Here is an 18,815-nt window from a genome sequence, read left to right on the forward strand (position 1 = left end):
CTACGCGGCGCGCCCTCGGATGCGGCGGGACAGCTCGACCGCCGTGCCGATCAGCTGCCCGGCGAGCGTCGCCGACTCCGGTGCCGCCACGCTGTCCCGATCAAACGTCACGGCTATCGCGGCGGCGGGCCAGCCGGCATGGTCGCGCACGACAACGGCAACGGATGCCATCCCCGGCGTGATCTCGCCGTCTTCCTGCGCGAAACCCAGCGTGCGCACTTGGTCGAGAAGGCGCCGCAGCTCACTTGCCGTGCGAGGTCCGGTGCCGTTGCGCGTGGAAAATGCCGCCGCGTTCGGGTACAGAGCCCGCAACTGCGCGGGCGGCAGGGCGGCGAGCATGGCCCGGCCGCTCGCGGTGAGGTGGCTCGGCAGACGCACCCCCACGTCGGACACGAGCGAGGGGCGGCGGGGCGCCCTCTCTTCCACGAGGTAGATCACGTCGCGCCCGTGCAGCACCACGAGGTGCGCGCTCTCGCCCAACCGATCGACGAGCTGGGCAATGAGTGGTCGGCCGAGACGCGAGAGCGGCTGCTGCCTCGAGAACCCGCTGCTGAGTTCGAACGCTGCGACGCCGAGCCCATAGCGGCGCTCCTCCGGCAGGTGCAGCACGAAGCCGCGGTCGGCGAGTACGGCGAGCAGCTGATACACCGTGGACCGTGGCAGGTCGAGGGCGGTCGCGACGGCGGAGGCGGGAACCGGTCCGCGTGCGGTCGCGAGGTGGGAGAGGATGCGCAGGGTCGCGTCGGCGGCCGGCACCTTCGACCGCGCACTGGCCAGGTTGGGCATGTCACTCCTCGCAGGCAATTTGTCCGGGATACCGGACTGTTCCCAGCGTACGGGCACCCGGGCCGTGCCGACAGGGTGTGGAATCGAGGTATGACCCTCGTTCCCGCACCCGCCACCCCCGCACAGCCCGCACCCGCCGCATCCGTCACCGTCGGAACTGAAGCCGTGACGTTCGCCGACGTCGTGGCCGTCGCCCGGCACTACGCGCCGATCGTGCTCGACCCGGCCGCGCTCGACGGAGTGGCCGCGACCCGCGCCATCATCGACGCGCTCGCGAGCGACCCACACCCCCACTACGGAATCTCCACAGGCTTCGGAGCCCTGGCCACGACGTACATCACCGCGGACCGGCGCGCGCAGTTGCAGGCGAGCCTCGTGCGCTCGCACGCCGCCGGCAGCGGCCCCGAGGTGGAACGCGAGGTCGTGCGCGCCCTCATGCTGCTGCGCCTCTCCACCCTCATGACGGGTCGCACGGGTGTGCGCCCGCATATTGCCGAGACCTACGCGGCCGTGCTGAACGCCGGCATCACGCCGGTCGTGCGCGAATACGGCTCGCTCGGCTGCTCGGGCGACCTCGCCCCGCTCGCCCATTGCGCCCTCGCGATAATGGGAGAGGGCGAGGTGCGCGACGCCGCCGGCTCGCTCATGAGCGCCGGGGTCGCGCTGGCCGCCGCGGGCATCACGCCCGTGGTGCTCGCCGAGAAGGAGGGCCTCGCCCTCATCAACGGTACCGACGGCATGCTCGGCATGCTCGTGCTCGCCCTCGCCGACCTCGCCATGCTGCTGCAGACCGCCGACATCGCCGCGGCCATGAGCGTCGAGGCGCTCCTCGGAACGGATGCTACCTTCGCGGCCGACCTGCAGGCCCTGCGGCCCCAGCTCGGCCAGGGTGTGAGCGCCTCGAACCTACGCGCCCTGCTGGCCGGATCCCCGCTGCTCGCGAGCCACGCCGGTCCCGAAGACCCCACGGTGCAGGACGCCTACTCGCTGCGCTGCGCACCCCAGGTGAACGGTGCGGCCCGAGACACCGCCGACCATGCCGCCCTCATCGCCGGGCGCGAGCTCTCGAGCGCCGTAGACAACCCCGTCGTCACCCTCGACGGCCGCATCGAATCGAACGGCAACTTCCACGGCGCGCCGGTCGGCTACGTGCTCGACTTCCTCGCCATCGCAGCGGCCGACGTAGCGAGCATGAGCGAGCGCCGCACGGACCGGCACCTCGACGCGAGTCGCAACAAGGGCTTGCCACCGTTTCTCGCGCACGAGGTGGGCGTTGACTCCGGCCTGATGATCGCGCAGTACACCGCCGCCGGCATTGTCTCCGAGCTCAAGCGACTCGCGGTGCCGGCATCCGTCGATTCCATCGTGAGTTCGGCCATGCAGGAAGACCACGTGTCGATGGGCTGGCACGCCGCCCGCAAGCTGCGCCGCTCGATCGACGGCCTCGGCCGGGTGCTCGCGATCGAGATCATGACCGCGGCCCGCTCGCTCGACCTACGCGCCCCCCTCGTGCCGGGTGCGGCAACGGATGCCGTGCGTCGGCTGGTGCGGACCGTGGCGGACGGCCCAGGCCACGATCGCTTCCTCTCCCCCGAGATCGAGGGCGTCGTCGGCCTCGTGCAGTGCGGTGCCGTGCGCGATTCCGCTGCCGGCGTCACGGGAGGTCTGCGTTAGGACTTGGCCGTTCGGGGCAGTTGCGGGCGGTGCACCACGGTGGAATACTGGCGCCACGCCGGTGCCGGAGTGACGCTCGCGCCTGCAGTCCCTCGCTCGATTCTCGCCCGCGAGGGGGTGAAGCGCTCGCTCCACGAAACCGGAAATCACGTGATGACCGAGTGAGACGATGCCGAGTTGAGTGTTCTTCAGGGTGGGGGCGGAGGAAGGCGTCGGGGCCTTCTGATCCTCGCCGCCAGCGCGGCCACGGCCTTCGCTGTGACTCTGGGGGCGACGTCGGGTGCCGCAGTCGGAGCGGGCCGCGGTGATCGAATCGTGTCGTGGGGCTCGGAGCAGACGCCGTCCATTCCGCCCGCCGCACCTACCCCGACACCTACGGCGGCAGCTACGGCGACACCCGAATCCCTCTCAGAGCCGACACCGGAACCGACTCCCGAGTCCACGTCAGTGCCGCCGCCGGAACCATCCGACGGTCCCACAGCAACTGCGACACCCCCGCCGGCACCCACAGAGCCCGTACCAACCGAGCCGGTACGCCCCGAGCCCGTACCCACCACGGCACCGGTTCCCGTCACCGAGCCGACGCCCCCGCCCGCCGTTGTGCCGCCACCCGCAGCCCCGCAGCTGCCGGAGCCGGAGGGCGACGTGATTCCGCCCCAGATTGCCCCGTGGGGTGCCGGCCCAACGGAAACTCGAACTCGGGCCGCCCTCGCGGCGCAACAACGGGAGGCCGAACGGGCCTACGCATCCGCTCGTTCGGCGGTCGATTCCGCCTTGGCCGTCCTGGACAGCGCCCAACGAGCCCTGGACTCCGGGCAGGCCGAGCAGGCCACCGACCTCAGCCTCGCCGAATCGTTGCGGGTTCGCGCCGCAGGTGCCGCCGCGCAGGCCGAGGCTTCCCAGCGCCTGCTGAGCGGGCTCATCCGGCAGTTGGCGCAGCAGCGCGCGGGTGGCGCATCTGTTGACGCCCTCACCAATGCGCCCGGAGAAAACCTGCTGTCCGCACTCGGCAGGCTCGACCGCATGCAGAACCTCACCGGCAATGTGTCGGGCATCCGGGACCGGGTCGCCGAAGAAACGGCGCTCGCGCATTCCCTCGCCAGCCAAGAGGTGGCCGCGCGCGAGGCAGCGGCACGTGTGCCCCTCGACCAACTCCGGTCGCAGTTCGAGTCTGCACAGGCCGCTCTCGACGAGGCAGAGGTCGCGCTGACCGACCTCGAGGCGCTCGCCGTGGGCGCCCCGGCCCGTGTGTCGAGCGCCGGTGCTGCCGCCGCCTGGCTGGCCACCCTAGACACCGGCCAGCTCAGCGTTCAGGGCTGGGCGCTCCCCGCGGCCGGGGGCCTCACGGATGTCTTTGGACCGCGACCCGTGCGGCCGATGCTGGGCGTTGGTGCATTCCACTACGCCACCGACATCGGAGCGAGTTGCGATACCGCCGTGCGTGCGGCCACCTCGGGGATCGTCACTGCCGTCGGCGCTGTCGGAGGGTACGGCAACTGGATCCTGATCGATCACGGGGCTGGCGTGCAGACCGGCTACGCGCACCTCGCCACCGGGGAACTGCTCGTTGCGGTCGGCGACGCGGTAACTGCGGGACAGGTGATCGCGGGCGTCGGCAGCACAGGAGCATCCACCGGCTGTCACCTGCATTTCGAGGTGCGCGTTGACGGCACCCGAGTGGACCCGCAGCCGTTCCTCGCCGCTCGCGGGGTGTCCCTCGGCGTTGCTGGGTAGCCGGCGAAGTCGCGTTAGCTCTCGGGAGCAGCCACGGGCATCCGTTGCTCAAACCGCGCGGGGCCGTCGCACTCGACGGCCAGGCGGATGCGCTCCGCGTACGTTTCGGGCATCGGCGGCAGGTCGGACAGGGGCCACCACCGGGCGTCGGTGTTCTCGCCATCCGCGGGCGCGGGCGTTCCGCTCAGCCAACGGCAGGCGAAGACCAGGTCGAGGTATTGCGAGTGGTCTCCGTTGGCGTAGACGATCGGGTCGAGCACGTGAACCCACACGAGCCGTTCGGCGCGTGCGAACACGTCGGCCTCCTCGAGCACCTCGCGCACGGCGGCGTCGGCCGGTTCTTCGCCGGGGTCGATGATGCCGGTCACGGGCGTCCACTCCCCAGTGTCGGCGCGGCGCACGAGCAAAATCTCGGTGCCGCGCAGCACCACCGCAGTCACGCCCGTCAGCCACAGCGAAACGTGGCCGATCTTCTCACGAAGAGCAAGCACAAAATCTGGAGTAGCCATGCGCCGAGCCTAGCCGTGCGTCATGAGCAGCTCGGAAGCCGGAACGTCTATCATCATCGTTATGAGCAGCGGCCCCATCGACGTCACCTTCACCGCCCCCATCGGGCTGGAGATCAAGGGTGACGTCTGGTCCTGCGTGGAGGTACCAGACTCCGTCGAACTCTTTGGAACCGGAAAGGCCATCAGAGTGGTTGCACGTATTGATGACGAACCACTATCAGTCGCCCTGATGCCAACCGGTTCGGGTGGCCACATGCTCTCGATCAACGCCAAACTGCGAAAGAGACTCGGCAAAGAGGTAGGAGACGAGGTCACGGTGCACCTGTCAGAGCGCCTCACTTAAGCCACAACAAGCAGTCGCCATGTGAACCCCGCGGGTACCCGGCCTGCCTGACCGCACAGTTTCCGTGCTCCGAGCTCAGACCGGGCGGGGGTTGTTGGGCTTCGGGTGGGGTGTGTCGAAACCTGTGTGGTCGGTGTCGCAGAATCTCGCGGCCTTGTTGCAGCCGGGAGCCCGGCACGTGGCGTCCGCAGGTACCTCTTCAGCGCCCGCGGCACCGCGCGCTGCTCCACGGCCGGCATCACTCCACGTGCTCTGTAGCTGCGATCACGTCGGAAACACCGTGGTACGTGGCGTGCTGGGGACGCCCGACCCACTGATAGGTCTGGATGACGAGTCCACCCGGTGTGGATTCGTTGCTGACGAGGCGCAGCCCCGCCCCCGCGCCACCATCGGGAAAGAGGCGACGACCCCGGCCGATGACGACGGGAGCGACCACGAGCCTCACCTCATCGATCAGCCCCGCTGCAAGCAGGGATTGGGCGAGCCGGGCGCTGCCGTGAATCTGAAGTTCACGCCCAGGCTGCTGTTTGAGCTCTGCGACCTGGGCCGCGACGTCGCCGGATAGCACCGTGGTCGGAGCCCATCCGCCCTCCGTCGAGGCGTGTGAGGCAACGTATTTCGGCAAGGTGTTCATGAGTTGGGTGAAAGGGTCGCTCGGGTCGGTGATCTCCGGCCAGTCCCTCGCGAACGCGTCATAGGTGCGTCGGCCCAACAGCAGCGCGTCGGCCTGACCGAGCCATTCCGCGGCCTTGCGAATGAACACCTCGTCCATGTGCGGCACGAACCATCCCCCGTCCACGAACCCATCGCTGGTGTCTTCCTCGGGTGATCCGGGACCCTGCGACACTCCATCAAGAGTGACGAACTCGGTCAGTGTCAGTTTCATGAACTTCTCCCTGGGAAATCTGCCGGTGGATCGCTGATGCTGCGGTCGTGGCTACGGATTCGGTATGGGCTGGTATCGAAACACAGCCGAATCGCGCCGCACGAATCCGGACGCCTCGTAGAGCCGGATCGCGGATTCCCGCGACGGGCGCGACGTCAGATCCAGACTCCGCACTCCCACGGCTTGCGCCCTGGCGATCATCGCGTTGAGAAGTTCACGGGCGATCCCCCGCCCACGGACTCGTCCGTCAACCACAACGTCATCGATGTGGCCCCGAAGGCCGGTGGGGATGGGAAACGTTACGAGAGTAGCCATTCCGACAACTGTGCCAGCAATCCGCGCGAGGAACAGATCGACTGACTCGGCTGCCAGCATCCGCGTGAGAACAGCCTGATCGAACACCGCTGTTTGCGACAGCTGCGGAATCAATCGGTGAATCTCCTCCGCGATTCCATCGTCGGCGTGGGTGGCAATCGATATGGTCAACTCGTCTTCCATGGGGACAGGCTACCTCGGCCGATTGTGGCTGGGCGAGATCACGTGAGCTTCGCGCGATGGGGCACTAGGAGCGTGGGTCAGTAACACCAAAGTTTAAAACGCCGGTCGATTTCCCGGGCTTGGGGTGTTGGTCTGGGAAAATTGCGTATGAGCGATTCTGATGGCCTCTTCCCCGCGACGGAACTTGAGCACGTTGACGTGGTCGTGGATGACGGTGTTGAGGCGGGGGCCGGTGTGAACAAACGGTTCCGGGCATTTGAGCCGGCGGCGGTGATGTTGGTGCCGCCGTCGTTGGATGAGTGGTTGCCGCAGAATCACCTGTCTCGGTTCATCGCGGATATCGTTGAAACTCAGCTGGATCTGAAGAAGTTCTACGCCTCTTACGCGAAGTCGAAGGGGCAGCCGCCCTATGACCCACGGTTGATGGTCCGGGTGCTCCTTTACGGGTATTGTGTCGGAGTTCGCTCGTCACGGGAGTTGGAGCGGGTGTGCGTGGACGTGGTCGCGTTTCGCTGGTTGGCGGCGCAGCAGGCACCTGATTTTCGTTCCATCGCCCGGTTCCGAAAACGCCACCTCTCCAGTCTGGGGAACGTGTTCTTGCAGGCGTTGGAACTGTGCCGTGCGGCCGGAATGGTCTCGCTCGGGCAGGTCGCGTTGGACGGCACGAAAGTGCGCGCGAATGCCTCTCGGCGCAAGGCGATGAGTTACGCCCGCCTGACGGAGAAGCAGAAAGTCCTCGCCGACGAAGTCTCTGCGCTGCTGGCGGAGGCGGACGCGATCGATGACGCGGAGGACGCTCGTTTCGGAAAGGACAAACGCGGTGATGAGTTGCCGCCGGAGCTTGCCCGGCGGGAGTCACGCTTGGTGAAACTGGCCGAAGCGCGCGCTGGCTTGGAGGCAGCTGCAGCGGCGCGGGCGCGGAAAGACGCGGAGAAGAAGGCCAGGGACAAGGGCGACGATGACGATACTGTGGCGCAGAAGGGTGACGACGCGGCGAAGAACGCCGTTGTTGCTCCGAAGGCTCAACGCAACTTCACCGACCCGGATTCACGGATCATGAAGACCGCCGACGGATCGTTCCACTACGCCTACAACGCACAGGCCATCGTTGATGCCGACCATCAGATCATCGTCGCGACGACGCTGACGAATATTGGCGTGGATGTTGAACAGGTCGTGCCGCTGGTCGAGAAACTCCACGCCACGACCGGCGTCCTGCCCCGGCAGGTCCTGGCGGATGCCGGGTATTGTTCCGCAACAAATCTGGACTACGCGAAGACTGTTGAAGATGGCAGCGACGGCCGGACCGAGTTTTTCATCGCGACCGGCCGGGTCAAGCACGGCGAGCGTGTTCCTGAAGTTCCTCGGGGCCGGATCCCGGCCAATGCGACGCTGCGGGAACGCATGGCGCGGAAGCTCAAGACGAAGAAAGGCCGCGCCGTTTATGCGCGGCGCAAAGCGATCGTGGAGCCCGTGTTCGGTCAGATCCACACTCGGCAAGGCAAATTCGTGTTGCTGCGCGGGTTGGAGCAAGCCGCCCACGAATGGGACCTGATCGCGGCCTGCCACAACCTGATGAAGCTACACACCATGCAAACTAAAGCGCTGCTGGCCGCGCCAAGCGCCCTAACAGCCCGAACGGCCACCTAAACATCAAGGCGGGACTGCCCCGGCGGGCGGCAACGGCCCCGGCCTGCGCCGTCAACGCAGCACTGGCCCTATTTTCAGTCGGCACACGAACAACGCCAACCCGAACGACTCAACCACCGGACAAGAAACCCCCGACCGCACAGACGGTCCTGAACGGCAATTCCTCACACCAAGGTCGAATAGGCGTTACTGACACACGCTCCTAGGCGCGCGTGCCGGGCGGTCGGAGTGGGCGCGGGGCGGAACATGTCAGGTAGCGCGCTCTTTCTTCGCGAGCTCGCGCGCCGCGCGGCGGTCGGCCCGGCGTTCCCGGCCGCCCTCCACAAGGAAGTACAGCACGGGCAGCACCACGAGGGTGAGCACGGTCGACGAGACGAGCCCACCGATCACCACGAGAGCGAGCGGCTGGGAGATGAAGCCTCCGGTGCCCGTGAGGCCTACGGCCATCGGCAGCAGCGCGAAGATCGTGGCGAGGGCCGTCATCAGGATGGGGCGCAGCCGTCGCGATGCCCCGTTCACGAGGGCGTCATGAACCTTCAGCCCACGCCGGCGGTACTGATTCACGAGGTCGACGAGCACTATCGCGTTGGTGACCACGATTCCGATCAGCATGAGCACGCCGATGAGCGAGGGCACGCCGAGAGGAATGCCGGTGATCACCTGCAGGGCGATCGCCCCGGTGGCCGCGAACGGGATCGACACGAGCAGCAACAGGGGCTGCAGCAGTGACCGGAACGTCGCCACCATCACGATGTACACGATGAGGATAGCGATCAGCATCGCCACTCCGAGCTGCTGGAAGGCCTCGGTCTGGTCGGCCGTGACGCCACCGAGCGTGGCGGTGGCCCCGGTGGGTAGCTCGGTGTCCGCGAGAACGGTGGCCAGTTGCGCGTTCGCCGTGCCCAGATCATCGCTGTTCGGTGTAGCCGATACCGTCGCGGTCCGCAGGCCCTTGGCCGTGGTGATCTGCGCCGGGCCGTTGACCTGTGCCACGGTGGCGAGGGTGTCAAGGGACACCGGTCCGGCTGCGGTGGGTATCTGCAGGGCCGCCAGCTCCGCGGTGCTGGCCGGTGTGGTCTCGGCCTGCAGGTAGAGGGACAGGCTCGTCTCGTTGATCACGATCGTGCCGACAGCGTTCGGCTGCATGGCCTGCGACACGAGGGTGCCCAGAGCGAGCTCGCTGAGCCCGGCCTGAGCAGCCGCCGGCCGGTCTATCGTGACCGCGATGTAGGGCCGGTTGGCGGCAAGGGTGTCGGAGCTTTGTGTGATGGAGGTCTGTTTGGCCACCTCGGTGGCTATCGACTGCGTCGCGGTCACCAGGTCGGCATCCGTTGCCGCCGTCACGTTCACTTCGATGTCGCCCGACGACCCGAACCCGCTCGCCGCCGCCACGGAGATGTCACCCACGTCGGGAAGCGCCTCGAGCTCTTGCTGGGCTGTCACCTGAACCTGGTCGGCATCCGCGCCGTCGGCCGTGGTGATGGCGTAGCTGACCGTGCTCGACGACGGCGCCCCACCGCGGAAGGCACTGGCCGCCGCAATCGCTCCGCCTCCCCCGCCAATCGACACCTGCACGATGTCGATGCCGTCGATGGCGCGCAGGGTGGACTCGACCTGCTGGGAGGCCGCGTCCTGGGCGTCGAGGCTCGTGCCCACGGGCAGGGTTTGGGTCACCCGAAAGGTGTCCTGTCCAGTGGAACCCAGAAAGTTGACTTTCATGAACGGCAACAGCGCCACCGTGGCGCCGAGCAGAAGAACCGCGAGCAGCAGGGTGGCGACGGCGTGCTTGAGCGTCCAGCCGATCACCGGCAGGTAGCCGCGCTGGAGCCGGCTGGGATGTTCCAGCTCGCTCGGCACCCCGCCGAACTGCGAGTCAGCGGATGCCGCATGTCGCGTGTGCGCGGGAACGACCGGAGCAGGGGTATCGGCCGAAGCCGCACCGACCGCCACGGGAACCGGCTCAGCCACGGCCTTCGCCTGTGGCGTGCGCAGGAACCAGTAAGCGAGCACCGGCACGATCGTGAGGGCCACGAGCAGGGAGGCGAGCAGCGCGATCGTCACCGTGAGGGCGAAAGGGCGGAACAGCTCCCCTGTCGACCCGCCCACGAAGGCGATCGGCAGGAACACAGTGACCGTCGTGATGGTGGACGCCGTAATGGCCCCCGCGACCTCGCGCACTGCATAGACGACGGTCTCCGCCCGATCGACCCCGGCCACCAGGTGCCGCTTGATGTTCTCGATCACCACGATGGAGTCGTCGACGACTCGCCCGATCGCGATCGTGAGTGCCCCGAGAGTGATGATGTTGAGCGAATACCCCACGGCTTGCAGCGCGATAAAAGTGATCAGCACACTCGTGGGGATGGAGATCGCGGTGACGAGAGTGGCGCGAACTGACAGCAGGAAGGCGAGGATCACCAGCACCGCGAACAGGAGACCGAGCATGCCTTCCTGGGTGAGCGCGTCGATCGACTCCTGAATGTAGGGCGCCTGATCGAAAACAACCGTGAACGTGGCGCCCGCAACAGCGGCTTCAAGCGAGGGAAGGATGTCCCGCACGGCATGGGAGACCTCGACGGTATTGGCGGCGGGAACCTTGGTGACCGAGATGGTGAGCGCTGGTTCGCCGTTCACCCGCGAGATGCTCGTGACGGGGTTTTCGGTGAGGGAGACGGTGGCAACGTCGCCGATGGTCGTGGCCGCGGCATCCGCGCCCGGGATCGACGGCCCCGCGAACGCGCTCGCGCCCGTGAGCAGTGGCAGCGCTGCCACGTCCTCGACCGTGCCGAGCTTGGTTCCGGCCTGAACCGAAAGGGTTTTGTCCCCCTCGGTGAGGGCGCCAGCGGGAATGAGCGCGCCGTTCTGCTGCAGCGCGTCGCGAATGGACTGCGTCGTCAGGCCTGCCGCGGTGAGTTCAGCGGGATCGGGTGTGATGCTGACGCGCTGGCCCGTGTCGCCGGAGAGCGCGGCCTCGCGCACCCCGGGCAGATCGCGAAGATCCCCCAGAACGCTGCGTCTGAGCTCGTCGGCGAGGGTGGCGGGATCCCCGCCGGCCACTGCGAGGGAGATGATGGGAAAATCATCGATGCTGCCGCTGATCACCTGTGGGTCGAGGCCGTCCGGCAGCGCGGACTTGATGCGGTTGATGGCCTGGGTGATCTTCGACTCGGCCTTCACGAGGTCCGTGCCATAGGTGAATGTGGCGCTCACAAGCGAGGAATTGGTGTTGCTTGTCGTCGAGGTGGATTCGAGGCCGACGAGGCCCTGGATTGCGGTCTCGATCGGCGTCGACACATCGTCGTTCACGACCTCGGGCGACGCGCCGGGATAGCTCGTCGATACGAGCAGCTGCGGCAGCTGGAGCGACGGGATCAGCTCCTGCTTGTGGCTCGACAGGGCAAGACTGCCGAACACCGCCGCAACGATGGTGATGAGCGCGATGAGCGCCCGGTTTCGCATGCTCAGAACAGCAAGAAAATACACGCGCTAATTCTTGCCTGCACTGACTGCAAAATCAACGGGCCGGGCACGTTGTGGGGGTGATCACACCACTTCGGCGAGGGAGCCGGTGTCGGCGAATGGATGCCTGCCCAGCGAACCCCAAGCCGCCTCGAGCGCATCCACGGCGCGATCAGTTTCCGCCACGGAGTGCGAGAACGGCATACGCAGGAACCGCTCGAAGGCTCCATCGAGCCCGAACCGTGGACCTGCCGGTACGAGCAGGCCGTGGCTGCGCGCGGCCAGCGCGAGTTGCGAGCTCACAGGGCTGCCGAGGTTGACCCAGGCGGTGATGCCACCGTCGACATGCGGCACATGCCAATTGGGGAATGTATCGGCGAGGCGGCGTTCCAGGTGGTCTCGCCCCACGCGCAGCAGCCCGCGGCGGCCGGCCAGGATGGCGGGCATATCGGTAAGAAGTCTCGCCACGATGAGTTGTTCCAGGATGGGTGTTCCGAGGTCGTTGGCGCACCGGGCGGCGACCAGCTTGTGGATCAGTCCGGGTTCGGCGCGGATCCAGCCGATGCGCATACCGCCCCAGACTGTCTTGCCCACCGATCCGACGCTCACGATGTGGGGCGCCGACCGCGCGTCGGCGCAGGCCGCGAACGGCGGAAAGTCGCCCTGCCTATCGATCGTGAGCTCGGCGATGGTCTCGTCGATGATGAGCGTGGTGCAGGAGTCCGCTGCGGCGGAGGCCACCAGTTCGCGCTGTTCGACCGGCATGCTCTGCCCGGTGGGATTGTGAAAGTCGGGCATGAGGTAGCCGACGACGGGGCTGCTGCGCTGCAGAGTCTGCAGGAGTGAGGGTTCATCCCAGCCACGCGTGCCAGGGTCCTCCTCGGGGCCGCCGGCAGACACGCTCACGGCGGCGAGGCGGGCGCCGGCCGCGCGCAGCGCCTCGGCGGCATGCGGGTAGGTGGGGGTCTCGATGAGGGCGCGGTCGCCGCGCCCCACGAGCACGCGGGCGAGCAGGGCGATGGCGTGCTGGGCCCCGAGCGTCACCATGATCTGCTCCGGACACGTCGGAAGTCCGCGCGCCGTGAAGCGGTCTGCGATAGCCGCGCGGAGCTCGGGAATGCCCACGGGGTCGAACCCGGAGTCGCCCAGGTGCCGAGGCAGCTCGGCGACGGCGTACGCGGCGGCATCCGCCAGCCCGGGCAGTGCCGGCATGGTGGCCTTGCTGAAATCCAGAATTCCGTCTGCCTCGGGAGTGGGGGCCGGAGCCGACGCCCCGGGCAGGCGCACTACGCTGCCAGAACCGCGCACGCTGTTCACATAGCCGGCCTCGCGCAGTTGGCGGTAAGCCGCGGTCACGGTGGTGCGGCTCACGCCGAGCCGCAGGCTCAGGTCGCGTTCCGCCGGCAGACGACTGTCGCTGGGGAGTCGGCCATCCAGGGCGAGTAAGCGGATGCGGTCACTCAGGGCCAGATAGGCGCTCGCGCCCCCGCGCCACTGACCTAGCAGTGTCTCCAAAGCCCGCGCGCTCACGTGGTTCTCACTCATGAGGCCACTCTAGCCAGATTGGCTACTTGATAACAGACCAGTTATGCAATTGGATTGGTGACTATGACGCGTCGAATCACACAACTGCTTATTGGCCTCTTCCTGTACGGAATCGGCATTGCGTTGATTGTGCGCGGCGGCATCGGCGTGGCCCCCTGGGACGTTCTCACCCAGGGCATCGACAACCACACGCACCTCGGCTTCGGCCTGATCACCATTCTGATCAGCGGGGTCGTGCTGCTGCTGTGGATCCCCATCCGGCAGAAGCCCGGCGCGGGCACTGTGCTCAACGCGGTACTCGTGGGCCCGTCAGCGGATGTTGGTCTCTGGCTCATTCCGGCGGACCTCGACCTGTGGGCGCGCATCGTGCTGTTCGCGGCGGGGCTGCTGATGGTCGCGGTCGCCACCGGCCTCTACATTGGGGCGCACTTCGGTCCAGGCCCCCGCGATGGCCTGATGACAGGCCTGCACAGGCGCACCGGCTGGAAGATCTGGATCGTGCGCACCGGCATCGAGGTGACGGTGCTCGGCATCGGCTGGGCGCTCGGCGGCAACGTGGGAATCGGCACCGTGCTCTTCGCGCTACTGATCGGACCGCTCTGCCAGCGCACGATCCCATTCTTCTCGGTCACACGTCCCGGTGTCGTGGCCCCCGTAGCCACCGATCCGGCCCTCGCCGCAACCCCCTGACCGCCCGCCGAGGGTAGTCTGCGAGCATGTCAACCTGGCGAGACGTTCAGCGCGAAGCCCCCGAATTCGCGGCACGGGTGCGTGCCCGCTTCGACGCCGGCACCAACAAGACTTTGGCCACGCTGCGGCGCGACGGTTCCCCGCGCATCAGCGGCACCGAGCTCGTTTTCACCGGCGACGGGGTCTCCGCCCCCAGCATCACCCTCGGCATGATGACCGACTCCCGCAAACTGCACGACGTTCTGCGCGACCCGCGCGTGGCCATCCACTCCCCCACGCTCGAACCGCCGACGGGTTCCCCGTCGGACTGGGCCGGGGACGCCAAGATCGCCGGCACGCTCGTGCCAACCCCACCGGCGGCCACCGATCCACCCCACACGTCGAGCTTCGAGTTGCACCCCAACGAGGTCGTGCTCACCTATATCGACTCCGACAACACCCATCTGGTCGTCGAGTCCTGGCACGAAGGCCGCGGCTGGGAGCGGTTCAGCAGGCTCTGAACCCCTACCGACAGAACTCGGTGATGGTCCCCTCGAGAATGTCGGTGAGCGCCACCACGGATGCCGCCTCGGCCCACTCGACGTCGGCATGTGCCCCGCCGCCGTCCACGCCGAACACCAGGCAGGGGATGCCCGCTTCGAGCACGAGCCCTGCATCGGTCCAGAACGGCTCGCCGCGCACGACGGGAGTCGCGCCCAGAATGCGCGCCGCGTTGCCCGCAAGCGCTTGCACCACCGGCCACTCCGGGTTCGCCTCGAAGGCGGCGCGCGCCACGAGGCAGGTCAAGGTGTAGGTGAACCCGGAGACGGTGCTCGCCAGGTGCTCCAGAACGCGCCGCAGCTCTGCCTCCACGTGCTCGGGCGACTGGCCCGGCAGCATCCGTCGTTCGAGGGTGAGTGTGCAGGTGTCGGCCACCGTGGCGGCGTCCTCGCCGCCGGAGATCATTGAGACCCGCACAGTGCCGTGGCCGAGCGTCGGGTGTAGAGCGGCAGACTCGAGCCGGGTCCGCAGTTCGTCGAGGGCGCGCATCACGAGCGCGGCATGGGCGATGGCGTCGACACCGCGCTCCGGTTGCGACCCGTGAGCGGCCACCCCGCGCAGCTCGAGCTCGAACCAAGCGAACCCGCGGTGGGCGAGCGTGAGCTCGAGCCCGCTTGGCTCCACGATCACCGCGGCATCCGCTTCGACGCTGCGCAGCACCTCCTCGGTGCCGAGGCTGCCGAACTCCTCGTCGGCCACGAGGGTCACGATCACGTCGCCCGACAACTGGCGAGCGGATGCCCGTGCTGCCGCGACGAGAATGGCTGCGACACCGCCCTTCATATCGAAGGCTCCCCGGCCGAATACGCGTCCGTCGCGAAGTTCGCCGCTGAACGGATCACCCTGGTAGCTCGCGACGCCCACGGTGTCGAGGTGACCGTTGAGCATGAGCGAGCGGCCGGCGCCGGTTCCTCGCTTCACTCCCACGACGGAGGGGCGGCCCGGGCGCTCCTCGAGCATCGACACGTCGAAGCCCCAGTCATGCAACCACGCGGCGCACCACGCGGCGATCTCGCCCTCCCCGGCTGCTCCCGGTACGAGGTCGGGGTTGATCGAATCGATGGCGACCAGCCGCCGCAGCAGCGCAATCGGGTCGAGCGTGTTCACGGCGGCGGTGCTCGGTGCGGTGCTCATCAGTCGAATCTACCGTCGCGTGCGTTTCGCGCTCATTTCGCGCCCAGAAACTCCACGGTTTCGCCGGGTTAGGGTTGAGCATGGGCACTTCCACGGTACAGCGGGCGGGTCCGTGGGGACTCGTCGCAGCAACAGGAGTCTCGGCATCCGCTGTGCTGCTCTTCGCGCTACGACTGCAGCTACCCGGGTATGCCGTGCTCCTTGCAGCCCTCGTACTCGCCTATGCCACCAACCGGGCGCTGTTCCGCGACCTGCTGCTGATTGCCGTGGGCCTCGGCATCATCAGCACCATCTCCGTCGAGGCGAATATCGACTACGCGAACATCGCGCTCATGGGCACGGTTTTGAGCCTCTCGGTGCTCGTGCCGTACCTGAGCTCGCGCTACGTGTACCGAGAGCATGCGATCCGGTTCCCCATCCACACCGGACAGCGATGGACCACCCTCGAGAAGGCCTACCTGCCGATCGTGGTGCTGCAAGGTTATCTCATCCTGCCGAGCTACTTCATCGGTTCCGGCGCGTACCAGAACTGGCCTGTGGTGAGTGCTCCCGACGAGATCGCCCGCCTATTCGTGGGAGTGGGGTTCGTGGGCATCTGGGACGAACTCTTCTTCATCTGTGTGGCCTTCACCCTGCTGCGGCGTCATTTTCCCGATTGGCAGGCCAATCTGCTCCAAGCAGTGATTTTCTGCTCCTTCCTGTGGGAACTCGGCTACCAGAGCTGGGGGCCGCTCCTCACCTTTCCGTTCGCGCTGCTGCAGGGCTACACCTTCGCACGCACCCGCTCGCTCACCTACGTGGTGTGCGTGCACCTACTCTTCGACGCCGTCGTGTTCCTCGTGCTCGTTCACGCGCACCACCCGGAGTGGCTCGATATCTTCTGGTATTGATTCCCCGGGAATCCACCACGGAACGCACTTGCGTGATCCACTAACGCGATATAGCGTGTCTTAACACACACGCGATATATCGCGAAATCACACACGAAGGAAGGACCCACGGTGTCCCTGGAAAAATGGCTCGTCACCCCCGGGCAGACCAAGGTCATCGATATCGACCTCGTGCGCAAGCTGAAGGTCAGCCTGATCGGTGGCACCGTCGATATCATCGGGCACGATGAGCCCGGCGCGCGCATCGAAGTACACAGCGTGACCGGCAAAGACCTCAAAATCTCGATGGACGGAGACGCCCTCGAAATCGACCATCCCCAGCTGCGCTGGGACAACTTCATCGACGTCTTCGCGTCATTCCGCGGAACGGCCAAAGCAGAGGTGAGCATCGTGGTTCCCCGCGACGTGGCCATGCGCTTCGGCGTGGTCTCGGCCGACGCCCTCATCTCCGGCCTGCACAATGACGCCAAACTCAGCACCGTCTCCGGCGACATCGTCGTGGACGCCGGCGAGGGCGACCTCGAGGTCAACGCCGTGAGCGGCGAGGTCTCGGTGCGCAACCACGTGGGAACCATCAACGTGCACACGGTGTCGGGCGAGATAACGGCCAGCGGCAGCATCCGCCGCTTCACGCTCGACGGCGTCACGAGCAACGTCTTTCTCGATGTGGAGGGCGTGCCCGACGAAATCGTCACGAACACCGTGAGCGGCAACCTCACCGTGCGCCTCGGGGCCGACGTGGCCGCCCGTTACAACCTGAACACGCTCTCCGGCACCCTGCAACTCGACGATCAGACCGTGCGAAGCACTCTCGGCAAGGCCTACGACGGCTCGAGTGGCGCCCTCGACGGCGCCTGGGTGGAGTTGCGCGCCAACTCAGTCTCGGGCGACATCTCCCTCGTGCGAAGTGCAAGCGCTTCCACAGCGGACGCCCCGGGCGCGGCCGCCGAGGCGTCCTCATGACTCCGGTCTTCGCGCACGGCAGCCTGCGGCTCTACCTCTTGAGCTTGCTCGCCGAGCGCCCGCAGCACGGGTACGAGCTGATCCAGGCGCTGAGCGAACGCTTCGGCGGAACGTACAGCCCGAGCGCGGGAACCATCTACCCGCGTCTGGCCAAGCTCGAGGAAGAGGGCCTTGTCACGAAAAGCGCCGACGGGCGCAAGACCGTGTACGAAATAACCCCGACCGGCCGCGCCGAACTGGCAGCTCGTGAGGGCGAACTCGGCGCGATCGAAGACGAGGTCACCGATTCCGTGCGCCGTTTGGCCAGCGAGGTGCGCTCCGGAGTGAACGCTGCCATGAAGAGCCTCCGGGCCGATCTCGCGTCTGCCGCGCGGCAGGCCCGCACGGAAGGGACCGCCAGCGGACCGACGACGGCCGAGAACGATCCCGGGCCCAGCTCGCACGTCAACTCCAACCAGGCCCTGCGTGAGGCCGACATGGTGCTCAACGAGTTCCGCCAGCAGCTTCGCGCGGACCTGCGCACCCAGGCTTACCGCGCCACGGTTCCGGCCGACACCGTCTCCACGCTCCGCACACAGCTCGCCGATGTTCGCGCCAGAATCCTCGCCTCGCTGGACTAATCGCGCCGGGCTGATCACGCCGAGCCGGGCCCGGCCGGACTGATCGCGCTGGGCCGGGCCGGTCGAGCTGGGCTGGCCGAACAGAGACTCGCTCAGAGCAACGCGGAGCGCTCGGCCACCTGCTCGGGCGTGGGGTGGTGGATCTGGGTGCGTTCTCCGGAGCGGTCAACCTCGTGCAGGCTCATCAGGGCACCGCAAATGGGGCAGACCGAATGCGCCTTCCGGTCGGCCACCTCGGCTTCGACGATCACCGGGTATGGCCCCATGGGCGGCGGTCCGATCCAGGGAAGGAGGGTTCTGTTGATCCAGGCCGTCCACTTGCCCCGGCCCGAGGGACGCTGCGCTCTGTTGTGCTCCATATTAGTTAGTATACTAACTAAAGCGCGCGTGCACGTAGACCGACAGGAAACTCAGATGACAGTCGACACCGATGAAACCGACCTGCTGCGACTCGAGAACCAAGTGTGTTTCGCGCTCGCAATCGCCTCGCGCAGCGTCATCTCCCTCTACCGGCCCATTCTCGAGCCGCACGGTCTCACCCATCCCCAATACCTCGTGATGCTGGCCCTCTGGGAGCGCAGCCCCCGCTCCGTCAAGAATCTGGGCGAGGAGCTTCGTCTCGAACCGGCCACCCTCTCCCCGCTGCTGAAACGTCTCGAAGTGGCCGGCCTCGTGGCCAGACATCGCAGCGCGTCGGACGAACGACAGCTCGACATTTGCCTCACCGAAACGGGCGCAGCGCTGCGCGCCGAGGCCGAGACCATTCCCCCGCGCGTCGTGGAGAAACTGGGCATGAGCCTCGCCGAACTCACGGATCTGCGCACATCACTCTGGCGCGTCATCAACACCGCAGCACCCGCGTGACACTCGCGTCTACCCGCTCTATTTGACGGG

At 67.1% G+C, this 18,815-nt stretch carries 18 protein-coding genes; 10 read left to right on the forward strand and 8 right to left on the reverse strand.

All coding sequences use genetic code 11. From position 1 onward, the window contains the following. Entirely contained in the window at window positions 1–786 is a 786-nt protein-coding gene (locus BJ997_RS16865; protein ID WP_035839832.1) for an IclR family transcriptional regulator, read from the reverse strand. 90 nt (window positions 787–876) lie between these two features. Here BJ997_RS16865 and hutH point away from each other — a divergent pair, with 90 nt between their 5' ends. Then, window positions 877–2,460: a histidine ammonia-lyase gene (gene hutH, locus BJ997_RS16870; RefSeq protein ID WP_183323626.1), complete on the forward strand. Its 1,584-nt coding sequence runs from the start codon at window positions 877–879 to the stop codon at window positions 2,458–2,460. A 177-nt stretch (window positions 2,461–2,637) separates the two neighbouring features. After that, window positions 2,638–4,194, forward strand: coding sequence for a M23 family metallopeptidase (locus BJ997_RS16875; protein ID WP_152602346.1), 1,557 nt, complete (start codon window positions 2,638–2,640; stop codon window positions 4,192–4,194). Window positions 4,195–4,208: 14 nt separating this feature from the next. Here BJ997_RS16875 and BJ997_RS16880 read toward each other — a convergent pair whose 3' ends face one another. Next, window positions 4,209–4,703, reverse strand: a complete 495-nt coding sequence (locus BJ997_RS16880; protein ID WP_035839835.1) for an NUDIX hydrolase — start codon at window positions 4,701–4,703, stop codon at window positions 4,209–4,211. Between the two features lie 22 nt (window positions 4,704–4,725). Here BJ997_RS16880 and BJ997_RS16885 point away from each other — a divergent pair, with 22 nt between their 5' ends. Beyond that, window positions 4,726–5,046, forward strand: a complete 321-nt coding sequence (locus BJ997_RS16885; RefSeq protein ID WP_236629125.1) for a DUF1905 domain-containing protein — start codon at window positions 4,726–4,728, stop codon at window positions 5,044–5,046. Between the two features lie 238 nt (window positions 5,047–5,284). Here the strand turns inward: BJ997_RS16885 and BJ997_RS16890 are convergent, their stop codons facing one another. Both BJ997_RS16890 and BJ997_RS16895 read right to left on the reverse strand, forming a co-directional pair. After that, window positions 5,285–5,932, reverse strand: a complete 648-nt coding sequence (locus tag BJ997_RS16890) for a dihydrofolate reductase family protein (protein ID WP_035839838.1) — start codon at window positions 5,930–5,932, stop codon at window positions 5,285–5,287. A 51-nt stretch (window positions 5,933–5,983) separates the two neighbouring features. Beyond that, window positions 5,984–6,430 (reverse strand): GNAT family N-acetyltransferase, encoded by a 447-nt coding sequence (locus BJ997_RS16895; RefSeq protein WP_035839841.1) that lies wholly within the window; start codon window positions 6,428–6,430, stop codon window positions 5,984–5,986. Between the two features lie 234 nt (window positions 6,431–6,664). Between BJ997_RS16895 and BJ997_RS16900 the strand changes: the two genes are divergently transcribed. Further along, complete coding sequence (locus BJ997_RS16900) at window positions 6,665–8,080, forward strand: IS1182 family transposase (protein ID WP_152602377.1); 1,416 nt, start codon at window positions 6,665–6,667, stop codon at window positions 8,078–8,080. Window positions 8,081–8,329: 249 nt separating this feature from the next. Here the strand turns inward: BJ997_RS16900 and BJ997_RS16905 are convergent, their stop codons facing one another. Together BJ997_RS16905 and yczR are read right to left on the reverse strand one after the other, a co-directional pair. Next, window positions 8,330–11,563: an efflux RND transporter permease subunit gene (locus tag BJ997_RS16905; protein ID WP_183323628.1), complete on the reverse strand. Its 3,234-nt coding sequence runs from the start codon at window positions 11,561–11,563 to the stop codon at window positions 8,330–8,332. A gap of 60 nt (window positions 11,564–11,623) precedes the next feature. After that, window positions 11,624–13,084 carry a MocR-like transcription factor YczR gene (yczR, locus tag BJ997_RS16910; RefSeq protein WP_035837137.1) on the reverse strand — a complete coding sequence of 487 codons (1,461 nt, stop codon included), beginning with the start codon at window positions 13,082–13,084 and terminating at the stop codon, window positions 11,624–11,626. A gap of 63 nt (window positions 13,085–13,147) precedes the next feature. Here yczR and yczE point away from each other — a divergent pair, with 63 nt between their 5' ends. Together yczE and BJ997_RS16920 are read left to right on the forward strand one after the other, a co-directional pair. Further along, entirely contained in the window at window positions 13,148–13,774 is a 627-nt protein-coding gene (yczE, locus tag BJ997_RS16915) for a membrane protein YczE (RefSeq protein ID WP_035837136.1), read from the forward strand. Window positions 13,775–13,800: 26 nt separating this feature from the next. Beyond that, the gene (locus BJ997_RS16920; RefSeq protein WP_035837135.1) at window positions 13,801–14,274 is read left to right on the forward strand and encodes a pyridoxamine 5'-phosphate oxidase family protein; all 474 of its coding nucleotides are present in this window, start codon (window positions 13,801–13,803) and stop codon (window positions 14,272–14,274) included. 4 nt (window positions 14,275–14,278) lie between these two features. Here BJ997_RS16920 and BJ997_RS16925 read toward each other — a convergent pair whose 3' ends face one another. Continuing rightward, window positions 14,279–15,448 (reverse strand): ArgE/DapE family deacylase, encoded by a 1,170-nt coding sequence (locus BJ997_RS16925; RefSeq protein ID WP_052542341.1) that lies wholly within the window; start codon window positions 15,446–15,448, stop codon window positions 14,279–14,281. Window positions 15,449–15,528: 80 nt separating this feature from the next. On the opposite strand from BJ997_RS16925, the gene BJ997_RS16930 reads away from it, so the two are divergent. The 3 genes from BJ997_RS16930 (at window position 15,529) to BJ997_RS16940 (ending at window position 17,921) form a co-directional block, all read left to right on the forward strand. Next, window positions 15,529–16,338: a CPBP family intramembrane glutamic endopeptidase gene (locus tag BJ997_RS16930; protein WP_035837134.1), complete on the forward strand. Its 810-nt coding sequence runs from the start codon at window positions 15,529–15,531 to the stop codon at window positions 16,336–16,338. A 111-nt stretch (window positions 16,339–16,449) separates the two neighbouring features. Next, window positions 16,450–17,301 (forward strand): DUF4097 family beta strand repeat-containing protein, encoded by an 852-nt coding sequence (locus tag BJ997_RS16935; RefSeq protein WP_035837133.1) that lies wholly within the window; start codon window positions 16,450–16,452, stop codon window positions 17,299–17,301. Beyond that, window positions 17,298–17,921: a PadR family transcriptional regulator gene (locus BJ997_RS16940; RefSeq protein WP_035837132.1), complete on the forward strand. Its 624-nt coding sequence runs from the start codon at window positions 17,298–17,300 to the stop codon at window positions 17,919–17,921. The genes BJ997_RS16935 and BJ997_RS16940 overlap by 4 nt, the downstream gene beginning before the upstream one ends. 92 nt (window positions 17,922–18,013) lie before the next feature. On the opposite strand, the gene BJ997_RS16945 is transcribed toward BJ997_RS16940, so the two are convergent. Next, a complete protein-coding gene (locus BJ997_RS16945) occupies window positions 18,014–18,280 on the reverse strand; it encodes a hypothetical protein (RefSeq protein ID WP_152602220.1) in 267 nt (88 codons plus the stop codon). Between the two features lie 55 nt (window positions 18,281–18,335). On the opposite strand from BJ997_RS16945, the gene BJ997_RS16950 reads away from it, so the two are divergent. Further along, window positions 18,336–18,785 carry a MarR family winged helix-turn-helix transcriptional regulator gene (locus BJ997_RS16950; RefSeq protein ID WP_035837131.1) on the forward strand — a complete coding sequence of 150 codons (450 nt, stop codon included), beginning with the start codon at window positions 18,336–18,338 and terminating at the stop codon, window positions 18,783–18,785. Window positions 18,786–18,815: the final 30 nt, after the last annotated feature.

Source organism: Cryobacterium roopkundense, assembly GCF_014200405.1.
GTDB classification, from domain to species: Bacteria; Actinomycetota; Actinomycetes; order Actinomycetales; family Microbacteriaceae; genus Cryobacterium; species Cryobacterium roopkundense.

Coding starts and splice junctions, on each gene's coding strand:
- BJ997_RS16930 (WP_035837134.1), top strand. CDS start 15,529: ATGGGCACTTCCACGGTACAGCGGGCGGGTCCGTGGGGACTCGTCGCA.
- yczE (WP_035837136.1), top strand. CDS start 13,148: ATGACGCGTCGAATCACACAACTGCTTATTGGCCTCTTCCTGTACGGA.
- BJ997_RS16880 (WP_035839835.1), bottom strand. CDS start 4,703: ATGGCTACTCCAGATTTTGTGCTTGCTCTTCGTGAGAAGATCGGCCAC.
- BJ997_RS16895 (WP_035839841.1), bottom strand. CDS start 6,430: ATGGAAGACGAGTTGACCATATCGATTGCCACCCACGCCGACGATGGA.
- BJ997_RS16925 (WP_052542341.1), bottom strand. CDS start 15,448: ATGAGCACCGCACCGAGCACCGCCGCCGTGAACACGCTCGACCCGATT.
- yczR (WP_035837137.1), bottom strand. CDS start 13,084: ATGAGTGAGAACCACGTGAGCGCGCGGGCTTTGGAGACACTGCTAGGT.
- BJ997_RS16920 (WP_035837135.1), top strand. CDS start 13,801: ATGTCAACCTGGCGAGACGTTCAGCGCGAAGCCCCCGAATTCGCGGCA.
- hutH (WP_183323626.1), top strand. CDS start 877: ATGACCCTCGTTCCCGCACCCGCCACCCCCGCACAGCCCGCACCCGCC.
- BJ997_RS16945 (WP_152602220.1), bottom strand. CDS start 18,280: ATGGAGCACAACAGAGCGCAGCGTCCCTCGGGCCGGGGCAAGTGGACG.
- BJ997_RS16940 (WP_035837132.1), top strand. CDS start 17,298: ATGACTCCGGTCTTCGCGCACGGCAGCCTGCGGCTCTACCTCTTGAGC.
- BJ997_RS16950 (WP_035837131.1), top strand. CDS start 18,336: ATGACAGTCGACACCGATGAAACCGACCTGCTGCGACTCGAGAACCAA.
- BJ997_RS16865 (WP_035839832.1), bottom strand. CDS start 786: ATGCCCAACCTGGCCAGTGCGCGGTCGAAGGTGCCGGCCGCCGACGCG.
- BJ997_RS16885 (WP_236629125.1), top strand. CDS start 4,726: ATGAGCAGCTCGGAAGCCGGAACGTCTATCATCATCGTTATGAGCAGC.
- BJ997_RS16890 (WP_035839838.1), bottom strand. CDS start 5,932: ATGAAACTGACACTGACCGAGTTCGTCACTCTTGATGGAGTGTCGCAG.